This is a genomic window from Pseudoalteromonas sp. CO342X (assembly GCF_004208915.1).
Lineage (GTDB): Bacteria > Pseudomonadota > Gammaproteobacteria > Enterobacterales > Alteromonadaceae > Pseudoalteromonas > Pseudoalteromonas maricaloris.
This window is the reverse complement of record NZ_SGPH01000040.1, coordinates 170182-187103: the sequence shown is the minus strand read 5'-3', so window position 1 is coordinate 187103 and position 16922 is coordinate 170182. Positions and strand designations below refer to the sequence as shown.

Here is a 16922-nt window from a genome sequence, read left to right as displayed (position 1 = left end):
TACTTTTACAAAAAAGTTATTTGTTTAACTTACTCATTCACGGCTTGCTTGACTGTTTCTTTCGCACTTTGTTCATCTAACAAGTTTAAATCGAAGTCAAACTCATCCACTCGGATTGCTTTTTCACGCTTGCGATTGTAATCAACCAGTTTTGCGTACTCTTCTTCATTGATAAGGTTACCAACGAGTGCATTATCTAATGTTTGCTCGAAACGAACACCTGGTTGGATCTCGCGCTTGCGAACTGCCTTTTTAACTTTGGCAAGCAGGTCAAGGCAACCCATCTTAGCTTTATATGCTTGCTCATTGATATCATGACCATCACCTGCGGTAGGCTTCACAAGATGAGTAAGCTGCGCTTTGATTGGCGTATCCATTTGCGCCGCGGCGGCCAACTCTCTGATCATATCATCATTAATTTTAGGCATTTGTTTACCACTAAACTGCATCGTGATCACACGCATAAATTTACGAGTACCACTTGCCGGGAAGTTATCTAAGAATTTATGTAGCGCTTCTTCTGCACTGATAAGTGCATGCCTTGTCGCATAATGGAAATAAGGTGCTGCTTGCTCACGCTCTGCTACCGCTACTTTTTGCTCATAGTATTTGATTGAAGCCATCGCTGCATACAAGTGACTCATTACATCACCAAGGCGTGCTGACAGCATTTCTGCTTGTTTCAGTTTTCCACCTAATACGAGCAATGAAAAGTCTGCGTATACCGCAAGCTTAGCTGCTAATCTATGCGCGGCTTTTTCATACGCACGCACTTCAGGTAATGGTGACTTTGCATCAGCAGTGAACGGCATAAGACCATATTTGAAAGCACGTAAGCTGTTGGCAACACTATAGCTAACTGTTTTTGTCAAAATACCACGGAATTTACTGTCGGCGTCTTTCTCTTCGCTGTGAATAGATTCAACCATTGACTGCAAATAGGGGTGACAGCGCATCACACCTTGACCAAAGATCATCAAGTTACGCGTTAGAATGTTTGCACCTTCTACGGTAATCGCTATTGGCTGGGCAACATAACCGCTTGCAAGAGTATTCTGAGGACCGTTTTGAATAGCCTTACCTGCAAGAATATCCATTGCAGAGTCCAATACGTCACGACCAGTTTCAGTCATGTGGTATTTTGCAATTGCTGTTACTACAGATGGCTTAAGACCCATACCTAAACCTTCTGTTGTTAATACCCGCATTGCCTCTTGCATGTATGCTTTGCCTGCAATATCAGCAAGCTTTTCTTGAATACCTTCAAACTGGCCGATCGAAAGACCAAACTGCTCACGTACCGCAGCGTATTCTGATGCTGATTTCAATGCGACTTGGCTAGTTGAAACACCTAGCGCTGGTAAAGAAATACCACGTCCAGCACCTAAGCAGCTTACCAACATCTGCCAACCGCGACCGATATTCTTCTGGCCACCGATAATAAAGTCCATTGGAATAAATACTTTTTCACCACGTGTCGTACCGTTATAGAAGCGTATCCCCATCGGGTCATGACGGTTACCAAGTTGCACACCTGGATGGTCATGTGGAATTAACGCGCAAGTGATCCCTAGTTCTTTCTTACCGCCTAGTAATCCCTCAGGATCCAATACTTTAAAGGCTAAACCGAGTACCGTCGCAATTGGCGCAAGTGTGATATAGCGTTTGTCCCATGTTACTTCAAGACCGAGTACTTCTTCACCGTTATGCATGCCCTTTTTAACAATACCTTGGTCCGGAATGCCACCGGCATCGGAACCAGCTTCAGGGCTTGTCAGCGCGAAACACGGAATATCACGACCGTTTGCTAAGCGAGGAAGGTAGTGCGCTTGCTGCTCTTTAGTACCATAATGAAGCAATAACTCACCCGGACCTAGTGAATTAGGAACCATCACCGTTACCGCTACCGCAGAGGATTTAGTCGCAATCGTACCTACAATCGTTGAGTTTGCGTAAGGGCTAAACTCTAGACCACCGTATTCTTTTGGAATGATCAAAGAGAAAAATCTCTCTTTTTTCAAAAATTCAAGCACATGCTCTGGCAAGTGTTTGCCATTTTGAATTTCCGAGTCATCGATCATACCCATTAATTCTTTAACTGGACCTTCTAAAAACGCTTGCTCTTCTACACTTAGCTTAGCTTCAGGTACAGCACGAAGCGCCGAAAAGTCAGGCTTACCTTGATAAATTGACCCTTCTAACCAAACATCACCGGCATCTAATGCTTCTTGTTCTGTGATTGAAATGCTTGGGAGGATCTTTCTTAAATTCGTTCTTAGGCTCATAATTAACTCATCCGACCAGATAGATATACCTACATTACGGCATAAAAATTCGTTTAGATCAATTACTCTACTTAATTTTTTAACGGCTTTTTTACTGAGTTATCGAGTGATTAATATAAATGACTGCTAAATTAATGGCTTACAGCTGTAAGTTGAGAAAAGTAAATTACTGTTCTTAGGGGAAAAATAGGAGTGAACGAGAAGCTTTGACAGCCTGAGCAGTTCTAGACTGGCATTTTATCTGTAATCAAGATGGTTTTTTACGCTGAGCACTGCCATTAAAACAGTGCGATTTTTGCTTTGCATAACTGCTTTATAGTAGCAGGTGAAACAACGACTTCAACTCCCCGCTTGCCCGCACTAACATAAATTTGCTCAAATGCTAAAGCACTCTCGTGAAGTAACGTGGGCAGCTGCTTTTTCTGCGCAAACGGGCTTATACCGCCAATTAAATAACCAGTTACCTTTTGCGCGTTTTGTTGATCTGCAAGCTGTGCTTTTTTCCCCTTACAAGCTTTAGCAAAGGCTTTTAAATCCACTTGTTGCGTGGCGGGAGAAACAGCTACATACAGTTTACCATCAACGTCAATCAGCAGGGTTTTAAATACTTTTTCTCGGTCTAGGTTGAGCTTTTTCGCTGCTTCATTAGCAAAGTCGTGATCGTTAGGATCATGCTCAAATTGCAGCACTTGGAACGCCACTTTCGCCTTTTTAAGTAGGTTAATTGCCGGTGTCATTAAAAACTCCTTTTAAGCAGATGTTGATTTCTGTTATACCAAGAAACAAACGCTTATGCTATCGCCTTACGATGAGACCCATCATCCGTCAAAACAAAAATGCCCGCTATCGCAGCGGGCATTTTCAACAAGCTTAAGTTACTTAGTTAAGTCATCAAAGAACTTCTTAACGCCGTCAAAAAAGCCTTGTGCCTTAGGACGGTTCTTACCGTTGTTTTCACCCATAGACTCTTCAAACTCTTGCAGAAGCTCTTTTTGGCGCTCGTTTAAGTTTACTGGCGTCTCAAGGACAACTTTACAAATTAAGTCGCCTACCGCACCGCTACGCACAGATTTCACGCCTTTACCACGCATACGGAACATTTTGCCTGTTTGACTTTCCGATGGGATCTTCAGTTTTGCGCGGCCATCTAGGGTCGGCACTTCAATCTCACCACCGAGTGCTGCCGTTGTGAAGCTAATTGGCACTTCACAGTACAAATTGTTGCCGTCACGTACGAAGATTGGGTGCTCTTTTACACTCACTTGTACGTACAAGTCGCCGGCTGGAGCACCATGTGCCCCCGCTTCACCTTCGCCAGACAAACGTACTCTATCACCCGTATCAACCCCTGCTGGGATCTTAACGTTAAGTGTCTTCGTTTTCTCCACACGGCCTTGTCCGTGACAGCTATTACACGGGTCTGAAATGATCTGACCTGTGCCCTGACAAGTTGGACAAGTTTGCTGTACCGCAAAGAAGCCTTGGCGCATTTGTACTTGACCTGCACCATGACAGGTTGTACAAGTTTTAGGCTTAGAACCTGCTTTCGCACCACTACCATCACATGGTTTACAGCTCACCCAAGTTGGTACTTGGATATCAACCTGCTTACCACGTACCGCTTCTTCAAGACTTAACTCTAAGTTATATCTTAAATCCGCGCCACGCTGTTGTCTTGATTGACGACGGCCACCACCGCCACCAAAGATATCACCGAATACGTCCCCAAAAATATCACCGAAGTCGCCAGCGCCGCCAAATCCACCATGACCAGCACCACCACCTTGTTCGAAAGCTGCATGGCCGTATTGATCATACATCTGACGTTTTTGACTATCAGTCAATATCTCGTAAGCTTCTTTTACTTCTTTGAATTTCGCTTCGAGTTCGGTGTTACCTGCAGTACGATCTGGGTGATATTTCATTGCAAGGCGTTTATACGCCTTTTTAATGTCACGTTCACTGGCGTCTCTCGCAACACCTAATACTTCATAATAGTCAGGTTTAGACATTTTTATCACACTACTCTTTCTTGGCAACTTACATCGTTGCAAACTCTGCCGAGCCCTGTCGCTCGCAAATTAATGCCAGACAACAGTCTAATTTATAAACACGTAGGGCGCGACAAGCCATACAGCCAGCGCGCCCTCATTCAAGACCTACAATTACTTGTCGTCTTTAACTTCTTCAAATTCAGCGTCAACTACGTCGTCGTCTTTTTTCGCTGAACCTTGTTGGGCACCTGCATCTCCGCCAGCTTGTTGAGCTTGCGCTTTTGCTTGAGCGATTTCCATTAGCTTTTGCGATTTCTCTGCTAGTGCTTGAGTCTTAGCATCGATTTCGTCTTTGCTATCGCCCTTGATTGCTGTTTCTAGCTCGCCAAGCGCAGCTTCAATTGCTGTCTTGTCGTCAGCTGGAAGGTCGTCACCCGCTTCTTCAACTTGCTTGCGTGTAGCATGAACAAGTGCATCAGCTTGGTTACGAGCGCCAACTAGCTCTTCAAACTTTTTATCTTCTTCTGCGTTTGCTTCCGCATCACGTACCATTTTTTCTACTTCATCGTCACTTAGACCTGAAGAAGCCTGGATTGTGATCTTCTGCTCTTTACCTGTATCTTTGTCTTTCGCAGACACGTGTAAGATACCATCAGCATCCACATCAAAAGTAACTTCGATTTGTGGCACACCGCGCTGCGCTGGGCGAATACCTTCTAGGTTGAATTGACCTAGAGACTTGTTATCACTTGAACGCTTACGCTCACCCTGTAGTACGTGAATTGTTACTGCAGACTGATTGTCTTCTGCTGTTGAGAAAGTTTGCGACTTCTTAGTAGGGATAGTCGTGTTTTTCTCGATTAACGCAGTCATTACTTGACCCATAGTCTCAATACCTAGAGACAGAGGACAAACGTCAAGTAGTAGTACGTCTTTCACGTCACCCGCAAGTACACCACCTTGAACCGCAGCACCAACTGCTACCGCTTCATCAGGGTTTACGTCTTTACGAGGCTCTTTGCCAAAGAATTCAGCTACTGTTTTCTGTACCAGTGGCATACGTGTTTGACCACCAACTAGGATGATGTCATTTACGTCGCTTACAGAAAGGTCTGCATCAGCTAGTGCACGTTTTAGCGGCTCGATTGATTGCGCAACTAAGTCTTCAACTAGTGACTCAAGTTTTGCACGAGTTAGCTTAACGTTCATGTGCTTAGGACCTGTTGCATCAGCAGTAACGTAAGGTAGATTTACCTCAGTTTGCTGTGCTGAAGACAGTTCAATCTTCGCTTTCTCAGCCGCTTCTTTAACACGCTGCATCGCTAGCGGGTCAGTTTTCAGGTCGATGCCTTGGTCTTTCTTAAATTCAGCAACTAGGTAGTTGATAACGCGGTTATCAAAGTCTTCACCACCTAGGTGAGTATCACCGTTAGTTGCTAGTACTTCAAACGTGTGCTCGCCTTCAACTTCATCAATCTCGATGATTGAAATATCGAATGTACCACCACCTAAGTCGTATACTGCAACAACGTTGTCGCCTTGCTTCTTATCCATGCCGTAAGCAAGTGCTGCTGCTGTTGGCTCATTGATAATACGCTTAACTTCAAGACCTGCGATACGACCAGCATCTTTAGTTGCTTGACGCTGTGAATCGTTGAAATATGCAGGAACTGTGATAACAGCTTCTGTTACTGGCTCACCAAGAAAGTCTTCAGCTGTTTTCTTCATTTTCTTAAGAACTTCAGCTGAGATCTGAGGTGCAGCTCTTTTCTCACCACGTACTTCAACCCAAGCGTCGCCGTTGTCCGCTTTTACGATGTTGAAAGGCATGATGCTAAGGTCACGCTGTACTTCTTCATCTTCAAAACGACGACCAATTAGACGCTTGATCGCGTAAAGTGTATTTTTAGGGTTAGTCACTGCCTGGCGTTTTGCTGGCTGACCTACTAGTGTTTCACCATCATCTGTAAATGCAATAACAGAAGGAGTTGTGCGGTCGCCCTCAGCATTTTCAATAACGCGCGGCTTGTCACCATCAAGTACCGCTACGCAAGAGTTAGTAGTACCTAAATCGATTCCAATAATTTTACCCATGAATCATCTCCGACTTCAAAATTCGTTGTTCAGTTAGTTGATTTGATAAATAAGGTCACCAATTTGTAATTCAAGCGTCACAACTAAAAAAAAATGAAAAAAATTGAAATTTTTTTGCTTTTCGAACGTTTCGGTCAAAAAAACACCCTTAATTGCTTATTTTGAAACAAGTGAAGAAGAAAATACGATGTATTTGACGCTTGATTACCTGGTTAGACCAGTTATGCTAAATGCAACATAATAAATAATGAGAAATGACAACATGACATTTGATGAAATTATTCAGTCGGAGCATTTACAGCGAGCGCAAACACAAATGACGTTTCCTGCAAGTTGGTGTCAAGGCCGCACTGCGTTTGGCGGATTGTCTGCAGCAATAGCAGTGCAAAGCATGAAGCATCAACTGACAGAGCCTCGTCGACTGCTCTCTGTGAGCGTAAATTTTGTCGGACCACTGCTAGAAGGCGCACCATTTACCGTTGCAACAACGATTTTGCGTAGCGGAAAAAATGCAACCCAAATGCAAACTCAACTGATCCAATCAGGCGAGGTTTGTCTTATTGCTATCGGGTGCTTTGGTAAGGATAGAGCATCCGCTATCCAAGTTACAAATGTCGATAGCCCCACTCTTTCAGATGTTAATCCAAAGGCAGTGCTTCCATACCAAGAAGGTGTGATGCCTGCATTTTTCCAGCATGTCGCGCTCAATGCCCAGCAAGGGGCTTTACCATTTACAGGTGCACCATCTTCAAATCTAGGTGGTTGGATGCGATTTAAAGCACAAACTACATCGGTAAATGAACTACATACACTAGCCCTTGCTGATTCATGGCCGCCAACCTTACTCCAGATGTGTAAAGCGCCAAGCCCCGCCAGCAGTATGTCTTGGTACATAGAATTTTTGTGTGATATTTCACTCAACTCAGACTCTTGGCTGGGCTTTGAAGCCGTGACCCACCATAGCCAAAATGGTTATGGTATTGAAGATGCTAAAATTTGGTCACAAGATGGCAAGCTGCTCGCCCTAAGCCGCCAAACCGTCGCAGTATTTGATTAACATTGATAAATTTGGGCGCATCAAGCAAACTAGCATAAAAGGAAATCAACGGATTTTTGTGTGATTACAGCTTGCCCTGAATGCGATACGCTTGTTGAAATAGACGCTATCGAGTCCCAAAAGCGTGCGGTGTGCCCAAACTGTCGATGCGTGTTGTGTCATGTACAAGGACACCAAAACCAATTAGTACAAGCCTTCAGCTTTTCTGCGTTACTATTTTTATTCGCAAGCTTATTTCCAGATTTTATCTCCTACACGCAACACGGTATCACTCAAGTTGTAAGCCTCTGGCAAGCGCTCATATTGTTAGCTGAACATTACAGCTATTTTCTAGCTGGGTTATTTGCCTTCACTATTTTAGTTATGCCTGTTGCCGTATGCTCGTTGCTACTACTTGCACACACCGAGTATTGGCAAATCATCAATGCGCACAATGCCCGGCATTTAGCCAAATTACTTTCAGCACTAAAACCGCTTAATCTCACAGATATATTTTTAGTCGCCGTGCTCGTGAGCGCTTTTAAATTAATGTCTTTCGCTGAATTGGAGATGGGCCTTGGGTTTTGGGCCTATATTCTGTTCGTTTTGTGTTTTATTGAAGCGCTCTCACTTTTCGATCACGAGTACATGTGGCGTAATCAGACTCAATGTAATCGTCACCTAATGGAGCCACAGAATTTATCTTCCACGCTAAAACGTTGCAAGGTTTGTGGCTTTTTGGGTGAAGGTGAAAAGTGTCAGCGTTGCTACGCCAAACTAAAATACCGAAAGTCTCAATCAACGCAAAAAAGCTTAGCTTGGATGCTCACCAGCGTCGTGCTACTTGTACCTGCTAATTTTCTACCCATCATGGATACCATTAGTCTCGGGCTCCATACGCCTGCGACGATTTTTTCAGGCGTTCAAGTGCTTTGGGAAGCCGGTTCTTATCCCGTAGCAACACTTATTTTTCTCGCAAGTATATGTATTCCTATCGCAAAAGCGTTACTATTGAGTTACTTACTTGTACGAGTTAAAAAACCCAAAGACCCAATCACAGCAACAAAAGTGTACCGCTTGCTCGAATTCATTGGCCGTTGGTCCATGATTGATGTGTTTGTCGTGATCATCTTAGTGTCTCTGGTGCAGCTCGGTACGGTGCTAAATGTCGAACCGGAAATTGGTATCGTGTTTTTTACTTTGATGGTGCTTTGCCAAATCGCAGCCGTTAATAGTTTTGATCCAAGATTATTGTGGGATAAAAATAATCAATGACTACTCAAGCTGATATAGAAGACAAACCAAAGTTTTCAGTGATATGGATTATTCCAATTATCGCGTTGCTCATCACAGGCTGGATGTTATATCAACATCAGGCAAATAAAGGCCACACTATTTTTATAAAAATGACTGACGCAGATGGCATTATTGCCGGCAAAACTGAAGTGAGAGTAAAAAGCGTTAAGGTCGGGTTAGTCGAGTCATTAAAGCTTGAGTTAGCGCAAAATGCAGTGATTGCAAAAGTTAGGATTTTACAGCCCTACCGTGATTTATTGGCTGAAGACTCTTCTTTTTGGGTAGTAAAACCTAGAATTGATGAATCCGGCATCTCAGGCATGAATACGCTACTCTCTGGAGTATATATAGAGCTCTCCCCTGGTGATGCAAAAACACGTTCGAGCATATTCACCTTAATGGATGAACCTGCATTAATTGGCTCAGAGGTGCAAGGAAAGCGCTACCAACTCGTGGCTTCAGATGCTGAAGTATTAGACGTTGGCTCCAGTATTTTTTTCCGCAATTATAAAGTGGGTCAGGTTGAGTCTGCGCACTTTAGTGTCGAAAGCTTAAAAATGGAATATGGTATTTTCATCTATTCGCCATACGATACCCTTATCACAGACAACGCTATTTTCTGGATTAGTTCCGGCATTGATTTTAAACTATCAACGGAAGGCGTTGAAGTGTCGACAGGATCGCTAGCAAAGATGATCAAGGGCGGGATTTCTGTTGACTATCCACCAACTATGCCAAGCGGCACTGCGGCGCTCGAAAACAAAACCTACGCCTTACACAAAAACTTTGCAATGGCTTTAGAGCAACGTTTTGATCACTTTGATTACTATCTCATTGAGTTTGAGCAATCAATTCGAGGACTTCGAGCTGGCGCACCAATTGAATATAGAGGTATGCGAATTGGTACGATAGAGCAAGTTCCTGCGACTGGTGTTAGCGACGATAGACCTTTATACTTTCAACAAAATAACACTTCTGTGCCTGTATTGGTTAAAATTGAGTACGGCCGAATTTACGAAGATGCACAGCTTGCACAAACATATTGGTCAGAAAATATAGACAAATGGATTAGCAGCGGCCTTAGAGCGTCACTAAAAAGTGGCAATTTGTTAACAGGTGCGGTATATATAGAGTTAGACTTTTATCCAAGTGCAGAAGTCGTTAGTTCAAACAAAACGACTATTTATCCAGTATTACCTAGCGTTCCGAGCGGTATTACAGCACTTTCTGAACAAGTCACAAGCTTACTGAACAAGTTAAATGGGTTACCTCTTGAAACAACTGTTAAGGAACTAGAAGGTGCCCTTCAGCAACACAGGTTACTAGCAATGGAAATGAATCAACTCGTAGAGTCTATCAATAATAACAATATAACAGACAAGGTTGGCGGTAATTTAACGAGCTTAAAAGATACGTTAAGCCAGCTCACATCAAGCTTGAAGCAATTTGAGCAAACCATGACTCAGTACCAAAAAGGTTCAGGTGTTATGGATCAACTTAGCAATACCCTTGAAGAACTTGAAAGTTTGTCAAATCGCTTAAAGCCTATTTCTAAAGGGTTGAATGAGCAACCGAATATGCTTATTTTCAATAAAGAGAGCGGTACAGATCCACTCCCAAGGAAAAAATAGATGAAGACTGGCTTAGCGACATTTTTGTTTTTATTTTGTTTAACGGGCTGTATAACGAATCCATCGCAGCCGGTTAGTTATTATCAGTTAGAAGCAAAGAGTGTCGCTGACGAAAAGCAAGTTGAGCTCAATCACGTTCTCTTGGTTGATAAAGTGCAGTTGATTGAATTGTTTGATCAGCAAGCTTTAGTGCAATATCAACCAGAGAACAAAGTAAATATCGCTAATTTTCATTTTTGGGCTCAGCCACCTTCCGATATGCTGACTTGGAATTTAGTAAACGCGTTAAATGCAACCAATAAAACCACTGCAATTAAAAGCGATAAGTTTTATCGCAACACGCAAGAACATCAACGCCTCGTTGTAGAAATTAACGAGTTTGCAGGGCACTTTGAAAAAGGCGCTGTGATGAGTGGGACTTGGTATCTTTACCAATACAAAGAAGGGAGCTATCAACTAACTCAAGTGCAACCATTCCAATTTGAAACAACGCTTGAGCAGGATGGCTTTAGTGCTCTTGTATCTGCACATCAAAAAAACTTTAACCAACTAACTGCACAAATAAGTCTGCATTTATAGTTGGCACTCAAACACCACTACAGGTGTTAAGTCATTATCAATTATTATTTTACCAATACGACTAAATCCCACTTTGCTAAGTAGGTTAATGCTGTTACGGTTACTTTCTAATGTAATAGCACCTAACTTGGTGTGGCTTTGTTCTAATTTAGCATATTCCATAAGTAACCTAACAGCCTCAGCCGCATAGCCTTTTCCGGTAAACTCATCTAAAAGCGCATAACCTAAGTCTGGAATATTAAAAAAAGGCCTTTGATATAAGCCACACAACCCAATACTAGTATTGCTGCTTGCTTCTACAACAATGTAAGCTGCTGGCTTACCAATTTGATAGGGAATAAGGTAAGCTTGCTCGATATGCTCCTCAGCTTGTTGTTGCGTTTTTATGCCTTTATCGCGGATGTTATCGATAAAGCTTTTTTGATTCAAAAGCCTGAGTAAGAAGCCGGCATCATTTAAAGTTGCTTTCCTTAAAAAGATCCGTTCTCCCGTCGCTATCGTCATTCTGCCTCCAAAAATATCATAATTAACTTCCATGGGAACTTTAGCATTTACATAAGCGAATAAAAAAGCTGGGAAACGAATTTGCCCAGCTTTTCATTACTACTGAAATACCGACTGGTTACTGTTGGAATTTCACGTTTTTATACATTTGCTCAACTGAGTCTAGTTTAGTTTGCTTCGGTAAATCTGCAAACGGCTCAGCTTGGAACTTAGCACCGCGTAATTGAATATTTAATCTAGCAGCATCGGTGTTCATTACAGTTTGCTGATAGTACGCTTTAATATCTTCTAATGTGACCGCTTTAACTGCAGCGATTAACTTAGCTTCGGAATCAAACGCCATATTTTCTTTGAACCAATCGCCTATTAATGGTTGTAGTTCTTCAGAAAGGTTTTTTGGCTCTTCGGTTAATGAGACTAACACTGCATTTTTTAACTGCTCAAACGTTGCCCCATCTAACGTGGCTAAGTCTTTAGCGTATTCATCTTTATACGCGTCAAAGCGAGCTTGCATGCTTTTAGCATCTTTTACCGGTGTTTGAATATAGAAGCCTAGCGCTGAATATTCGTCAATAGCGACACTCGTTGCGCCAACCGCATACGCTAGCTGCTCTTCGGTTCTCAGACGTTCAAACGCCGCCGTCCTTAAGTGCCCTTGAAGCACCATCGCCGCCGCCTTTTGCGCATAGCCTTTGATTGGGTGCACTGCAAAATCGATTACAGCAACATCAGCAACATCAATGTCTTGCTGCCATACCAGTGTCTGCTTTTGCTCTGGTTGCCAATATTTAGCACGTGCGTACTTGGTCACTTTTTGGCGTTTAGGCAGCGCATTATCAAGCGTCTCTTTTACTGTTTGCAAATCGGCTTTATCGTAGTTGCCATAGGCAAAAACACGAACTTGGTTATTCGTCAGAATTTGATTTTGCACTTTATCTAAGTCGGCCAGAGTCAAAGATTTAGCTGCTGATATCAATGCAGAATCATCATAACTTCCTGAACGGATAAGTTTTTGATAAACACCGAAAGCTTGTCTGAATGGGAATTCTTTCTCTTGATTTTTAATGCCACGTACGTAACGATCAATGGCTTGGTCAAATGCGCGTTTATTCGTTTCTACACGAACACCAGAGAGCGCATCCTTTATTAACAAAGCTTGCTTATCTGTAAAACCTGAAATATCCAGCATTATCCCATTTGCAGGAGTCAGACCAAGATGCATACCCGCTATGCTCGCTTCAGTCATTAACTTTGCTTTATCCAAGCGGTATAAATCAGCCCAAATCGACAGTGCAACCTCAGTTTTGATGTCTTTTAATGCACTTGGGTTATTGACGTAGATTTTCAGACTCCCTTTAGGCTGTTGGTAGAAACGCTCACTCGCAGCATGCCAAACCGTTACCCCATCAGCATCAATAACCTTCTGAACGCCCTTTTTCGCATCATCCGCAGATGTTTTCAGTGCGAAGTTTTCAGGTAGCAAGGTATTTACACTAGGAAGTGCTAAATCGAAATTTGCCTCTTCTTTCCATTTATCAAAATCGCTACGCTTTAAGTCTACAATCTGATATTCACCATCATAGAAGTGTAGTTTTGCATCAGTAGGTTCATCTTTACTGATATACCATACCCGCATTTGCTCAGGCGTTAATTGCTTCAAGACGGCATTAACAGCATCAGCATCAAACTGCGCATAGTAGTAGCTCGCATTGATAGCGTGGTTCATTGGGTAATGCTGCATGCTATCCGCAAGGTTACTGACGTAACCAAACTCATCGCCTTTTTCTAAAAACCTAAATTGATTATTTAGCGACGTTTGGATTTCCTTGAAGTAACGGCTATCGACTCCTTTTTCACGGATCATATCGATATAATCAAGTACCGTACCTGTAATTAACTCGCGTTGCTTTAAGCCCTCATCGGTTAACTGAATATCAATCTGCAATGTTCCATAGTTGCCATAACTATTTGGTGTCGCGAATGCACTTAACGATGAGATTAAGCCTTTATCTTTTAGTACTTGAGCTGGGCTACCCGCCATTTCATTACTTAGAAGGTATGTAATGAAATAGTTCGGTTTAACCGCAAACGCGCTTGCGTTGTTTTTGATAGTGAAATCAAGCTGTAGCGTCTTTACGTCTTCATTTGGTTTGTAGTGGACCAACTTCTGCCCAACGTTATCGAAGTTAAGCGATTGCTTAACCTCTGGCTTCTCGATGTTTTTATTCTTAATTGTCGTGAAGTGCTTTTTCGCTTTGGCCACCATCTGCTCAATCGGCTCGTTAGAAATCATGGCTAACTTCATGATATTCGCAGAGTAGTACTTATCATAGAAAGCAACGGTCTCTTGATGTAGTTTGCTACCTTCTTTATCACCTAACGTTTCTAGGTTACCAATAAGAAAGCGATTAGCGGGATGCTCTCCCATCATGTTTCGTGCTAGTTTAAATTGGCCAAAAAAGTCCATTTCACGACGCATAGACCATTCTGCGTTTACTGCATTCTTTTCTTTTTCTGTGTACTCAGGGTAAAGCTTTGGAGATTTAAAGAAGTCGGAGAATCTGTCTAACGCCTCATCATAGGCATCGTTGTTCACTTTGAACATATAATTAGTAATATCCAGCCAAGTGTAAGCATTGTGTGCCCCACCGTTTTTGGTCATGAACTCAGAATAACCTTTGCTATCCGGATATTTTTCTGTACCAAGGAATAGCATATGTTCAAGATAGTGCGCCATCCCTTGCTGAGACATAGGATCGTGTAGTAGACCAACGCCAACACTCAGCGCTGCCGCTGACTTCGATACAGAAGGATCTGATACCAAAATGACTTCAATGCCATTTTCCAAGGTTAACGTTTGATATTGTCTATCATCATTAGGACTTACAACCAGTTGCTCTGAAAGAAGATTCTCAGTCGTGTCTGAATGATTGAGTGAAGAAGTTGTACCACATCCAGTCAAAACTGCTAAGGTAAGTGTGCTAATTGCGAATAGCTTTTTCATAAAACAATCCATTATTGTGATAATTACTTTTTGGAACCAGACTATCATCGTCATTCGACTAAGCTTTTGCAATATAGAAATTTTTTGTTTTGTAACACTTCGTAAACTGAGGAACCTATGCCGACATCCATTTATTTACTGCTCGCCGCGCTATTTTTACAAACTCTACTGACCTTATTCATTATGGTCATTATGGGGAAACGTCGATTTAAAGCTGCACGAGAGAAACAGATCCAGTTTGATCAGTTCAAAACCATGGCGCTCGACAACGCGCCTGAGGAAGTCATTCTGGCATCTAGAAACTTTACTAATCAGTTCGAAATTCCCGTGTTGTTTTTTGTGGTTTCTCTTGCCGCACTCGCAATGAAACTTGTTACGTTGTGCTTCAGCATCTTCGCCCTACTGTTTGTAATTAGTCGTATTGCACATGCCTATGTTCATATCGGTAGTAATCATATTCGAACACGTTTTCGCCTCTACCTTGCAGGGTGTGCCTTCATTGTGTTGCAGTGGATCACATTACTTTTAACACTTATATAACTAAAAATAATAAAAATGCCATCCGTTTTAGCTAATTGTTCTTTAATCTCTGAGCCAATTTGTTAGCATGGCGATGGCAAAAAGAACAACAGGGGCACATAGATGAAACAGGATAATGATATCTGCGATTTTGGACTTCATGCTGGAGAACCATATTCCACGCTGCCAGCTAGCTTTTTAAACTGGATGATAGAAACAGACCATGCAAAATGCGAGTTAGCAAAGTTTGAACTGGACAGAAGAGTATCTGCGGTGGCACAAAACGCCAGAAAATATAGCAATTTTGAGTGTTAGCACTATTAAAATAATTATAATGATCTAGAATACGCGCATAATTTATCAAATAGCTTCTAAATTATGCGCAACTTACTTATTCTTTCAACGGCTTTGCTATTATCAGCATGCCATTTTTCCTCTCCTAAGCAGTCGCAACAAGCAGAATACCTAACCGTATTACACACCAACGATAATCATGGTCGTTTTTGGCAAAATGAAAAAGGTGAATATGGTATGGCAGCCAGAAAAACCTTAATTGACCAATTAAAGAGTGATGCAGAGAAAGCTGGACATGCCGTTATATTGCTTTCTGGAGGCGATATAAACACGGGTGTACCAGAATCTGATTTACAGTTTGCCGAACCTGATTTTAAGGGAATGAGTAAACTCGGTTACGATGCCATGGCAATTGGTAACCATGAATTTGATAACACTCGAGATGTACTAGCCAAACAAATTGAGTGGGCAAGCTTCCCAGTACTGTCAGCAAATATTCTTGATAATACAAATCAAATGCCAGCGTACGAGCCTTACACAATTATTGAACGTGCAGGATTGACCATTGCTGTCCTTGGACTTACGACAATTGATACTGTTAAAATTGCCAATCCAAAACATGTTCATGGCCTTACTTTTATTGAGCCTTTAGCAGCCACAGAAAACTGGGTTCCTAAGATCAAAGCCAAATACCACCCAGATGTGATGATTGCTGTCACACATATGGGCCACTATCACGGTGCTAATCATGGTATCAATGCGCCCGGTGATGTAACACTTGCGCGCCGACTTCCTAAAGGTATGCTTGATTTGATAGTCGGTGGACATTCTCAAGAACCTGTCTGTGTCGACGACAATGGTAACGAGGATACGTCATTCGCTCCTGGCAAAACATGTAAACCAGATAATCAAAATGGTGTTTGGATTATGCAAGCACATGAGTGGGGTAAGTATGTGGGTAAAGCCGTATTTAGAATTGATGGTGATACAAAAACCTTGATTAGCTATAACTTAATCCCTGTAAACTTAAAAGATAAAGCTGGCTCTGTGATTGGTGAAACGATTCAAGAAGATCCGCAAATGCTTGCTTTTTTGAAGCCTTTTCAAGAAAAAGGACAAGCTCAAATTGCTGGTGCAGTAGGATACGTTGATAGTTTTTTAGATGGTCGTCGCAGTACAGTGAGATTTAAGCAAAGCAACCTCGCAGATCTTATCATTAATGCGCAAATGGCAGCTGTCGAAGCTGACTTTGGCATTATCAGCGGCGGCGGGATCCGAGATAGCATAGAACAAGGTGATGTCAGCTACAAAGATGTACTGAAAGTTCACCCTTTTAAAAATCGTATTACTTACATAGACTGGAAGGCCAGAGATCTTATTAATTACTTAAACATTGTTGCTAAATTCCCGCCTGACTCTGGTGCTTACTTACAGTTCCACCATATTAAGTTTGATATCAAGAATGATAAGGTAACCAATATTAGCATTGCGGGCGAGCCATTAACCAACGATAAGACCTATCGTATGAGTGTGAATAGCTATAATGCATCTGGTGGTGATGGCTATCCAAAGATTAATCATCTTCCTGAATATACTGCTACAGATCTAACTGATGCACAGGTTCTAAAAGATTACTTCCAAAAGAATAGTCCAATAAAAGCTATCGATTTATAGAAAGACAATCCA

General features: G+C 42.1%; 13 protein-coding genes. 7 read left to right on the top strand and 6 right to left on the bottom strand.

Annotated features, from left to right (window positions below):
• Positions 1 to 29: 29 nt before the first annotated feature.
• The 4 genes from EXT47_RS19775 to dnaK all read right to left on the bottom strand — a co-directional run bounded on the left by EXT47_RS19775 (position 30) and on the right by dnaK (position 6373).
• Positions 30 to 2285 carry an acyl-CoA dehydrogenase gene (locus EXT47_RS19775; RefSeq protein ID WP_039495083.1) on the bottom strand — a complete coding sequence of 752 codons (2256 nt, stop codon included), beginning with the start codon at positions 2283 to 2285 and terminating at the stop codon, positions 30 to 32.
• 278 nt (positions 2286 to 2563) lie between these two features.
• Positions 2564 to 3022, bottom strand: coding sequence for a Cys-tRNA(Pro) deacylase (gene ybaK, locus EXT47_RS19770; protein WP_039495081.1), 459 nt, complete (start codon positions 3020 to 3022; stop codon positions 2564 to 2566).
• A gap of 138 nt (positions 3023 to 3160) precedes the next feature.
• A complete protein-coding gene (gene dnaJ / locus EXT47_RS19765) occupies positions 3161 to 4297 on the bottom strand; it encodes a molecular chaperone DnaJ (RefSeq protein WP_017216728.1) in 1137 nt (378 codons plus the stop codon).
• A gap of 153 nt (positions 4298 to 4450) precedes the next feature.
• Complete coding sequence (dnaK, locus tag EXT47_RS19760) at positions 4451 to 6373, bottom strand: molecular chaperone DnaK (protein WP_039495078.1); 1923 nt, start codon at positions 6371 to 6373, stop codon at positions 4451 to 4453.
• A gap of 262 nt (positions 6374 to 6635) precedes the next feature.
• Between dnaK and EXT47_RS19755 the strand changes: the two genes are divergently transcribed.
• Genes EXT47_RS19755 through EXT47_RS19740 form a run of 4 tightly spaced genes read left to right on the top strand, consistent with a single transcriptional unit; the run spans position 6636 to position 10915 of the window.
• A complete protein-coding gene (locus EXT47_RS19755) occupies positions 6636 to 7430 on the top strand; it encodes an acyl-CoA thioesterase II (RefSeq protein ID WP_039495076.1) in 795 nt (264 codons plus the stop codon).
• A gap of 60 nt (positions 7431 to 7490) precedes the next feature.
• On the top strand, positions 7491 to 8684 hold the full coding sequence (locus EXT47_RS19750) for a PqiA/YebS family transporter subunit (protein WP_039495075.1): 1194 nt from the start codon (positions 7491 to 7493) through the stop codon (positions 8682 to 8684).
• Positions 8681 to 10336 (top strand): intermembrane transport protein PqiB, encoded by a 1656-nt coding sequence (gene pqiB / locus EXT47_RS19745; RefSeq protein ID WP_039495072.1) that lies wholly within the window; start codon positions 8681 to 8683, stop codon positions 10334 to 10336. The genes EXT47_RS19750 and pqiB overlap by 4 nt, the downstream gene beginning before the upstream one ends.
• Positions 10337 to 10915: a membrane integrity-associated transporter subunit PqiC gene (locus EXT47_RS19740; RefSeq protein WP_039495070.1), complete on the top strand. Its 579-nt coding sequence runs from the start codon at positions 10337 to 10339 to the stop codon at positions 10913 to 10915. It begins immediately after the preceding gene.
• Here the strand turns inward: EXT47_RS19740 and EXT47_RS19735 are convergent.
• Together EXT47_RS19735 and EXT47_RS19730 are read right to left on the bottom strand one after the other, a co-directional pair.
• Positions 10910 to 11419: a GNAT family N-acetyltransferase gene (locus EXT47_RS19735; protein WP_039495068.1), complete on the bottom strand. Its 510-nt coding sequence runs from the start codon at positions 11417 to 11419 to the stop codon at positions 10910 to 10912. The two genes, EXT47_RS19740 and EXT47_RS19735, sit on opposite strands and share 6 nt — an antisense overlap.
• Positions 11420 to 11537: 118 nt before the next feature.
• On the bottom strand, positions 11538 to 14423 hold the full coding sequence (locus EXT47_RS19730; RefSeq protein ID WP_130127388.1) for an insulinase family protein: 2886 nt from the start codon (positions 14421 to 14423) through the stop codon (positions 11538 to 11540).
• Between the two features lie 117 nt (positions 14424 to 14540).
• Here EXT47_RS19730 and EXT47_RS19725 point away from each other — a divergent pair, with 117 nt between their 5' ends.
• The 3 genes from EXT47_RS19725 (at position 14541) to ushA (ending at position 16910) form a co-directional block, all read left to right on the top strand.
• Positions 14541 to 14963 (top strand): MAPEG family protein, encoded by a 423-nt coding sequence (locus tag EXT47_RS19725; protein WP_130127387.1) that lies wholly within the window; start codon positions 14541 to 14543, stop codon positions 14961 to 14963.
• 102 nt (positions 14964 to 15065) lie between these two features.
• The gene (locus EXT47_RS19720; RefSeq protein WP_010605345.1) at positions 15066 to 15257 is read left to right on the top strand and encodes a hypothetical protein; all 192 of its coding nucleotides are present in this window, start codon (positions 15066 to 15068) and stop codon (positions 15255 to 15257) included.
• A 63-nt stretch (positions 15258 to 15320) separates the two neighbouring features.
• Positions 15321 to 16910, top strand: a complete 1590-nt coding sequence (gene ushA, locus EXT47_RS19715; protein ID WP_130127386.1) for a bifunctional UDP-sugar hydrolase/5'-nucleotidase UshA — start codon at positions 15321 to 15323, stop codon at positions 16908 to 16910.
• Positions 16911 to 16922: the final 12 nt, after the last annotated feature.

What these genes read in the sequence shown, in the direction of transcription:
- EXT47_RS19775 (WP_039495083.1), bottom strand. Translation starts at nt 2,285, where the DNA reads ATGAGCCTAAGAACGAATTTAAGAAAGATCCTCCCAAGCATTTCAATC.
- ybaK (WP_039495081.1), bottom strand. Translation starts at nt 3,022, where the DNA reads ATGACACCGGCAATTAACCTACTTAAAAAGGCGAAAGTGGCGTTCCAA.
- dnaJ (WP_017216728.1), bottom strand. Translation starts at nt 4,297, where the DNA reads ATGTCTAAACCTGACTATTATGAAGTATTAGGTGTTGCGAGAGACGCC.
- dnaK (WP_039495078.1), bottom strand. Translation starts at nt 6,373, where the DNA reads ATGGGTAAAATTATTGGAATCGATTTAGGTACTACTAACTCTTGCGTA.
- EXT47_RS19755 (WP_039495076.1), top strand. Translation starts at nt 6,636, where the DNA reads ATGACATTTGATGAAATTATTCAGTCGGAGCATTTACAGCGAGCGCAA.
- pqiB (WP_039495072.1), top strand. Translation starts at nt 8,681, where the DNA reads ATGACTACTCAAGCTGATATAGAAGACAAACCAAAGTTTTCAGTGATA.
- EXT47_RS19740 (WP_039495070.1), top strand. Translation starts at nt 10,337, where the DNA reads ATGAAGACTGGCTTAGCGACATTTTTGTTTTTATTTTGTTTAACGGGC.
- EXT47_RS19735 (WP_039495068.1), bottom strand. Translation starts at nt 11,419, where the DNA reads ATGACGATAGCGACGGGAGAACGGATCTTTTTAAGGAAAGCAACTTTA.
- EXT47_RS19730 (WP_130127388.1), bottom strand. Translation starts at nt 14,423, where the DNA reads ATGAAAAAGCTATTCGCAATTAGCACACTTACCTTAGCAGTTTTGACT.
- EXT47_RS19725 (WP_130127387.1), top strand. Translation starts at nt 14,541, where the DNA reads ATGCCGACATCCATTTATTTACTGCTCGCCGCGCTATTTTTACAAACT.
- EXT47_RS19720 (WP_010605345.1), top strand. Translation starts at nt 15,066, where the DNA reads ATGAAACAGGATAATGATATCTGCGATTTTGGACTTCATGCTGGAGAA.
- ushA (WP_130127386.1), top strand. Translation starts at nt 15,321, where the DNA reads ATGCGCAACTTACTTATTCTTTCAACGGCTTTGCTATTATCAGCATGC.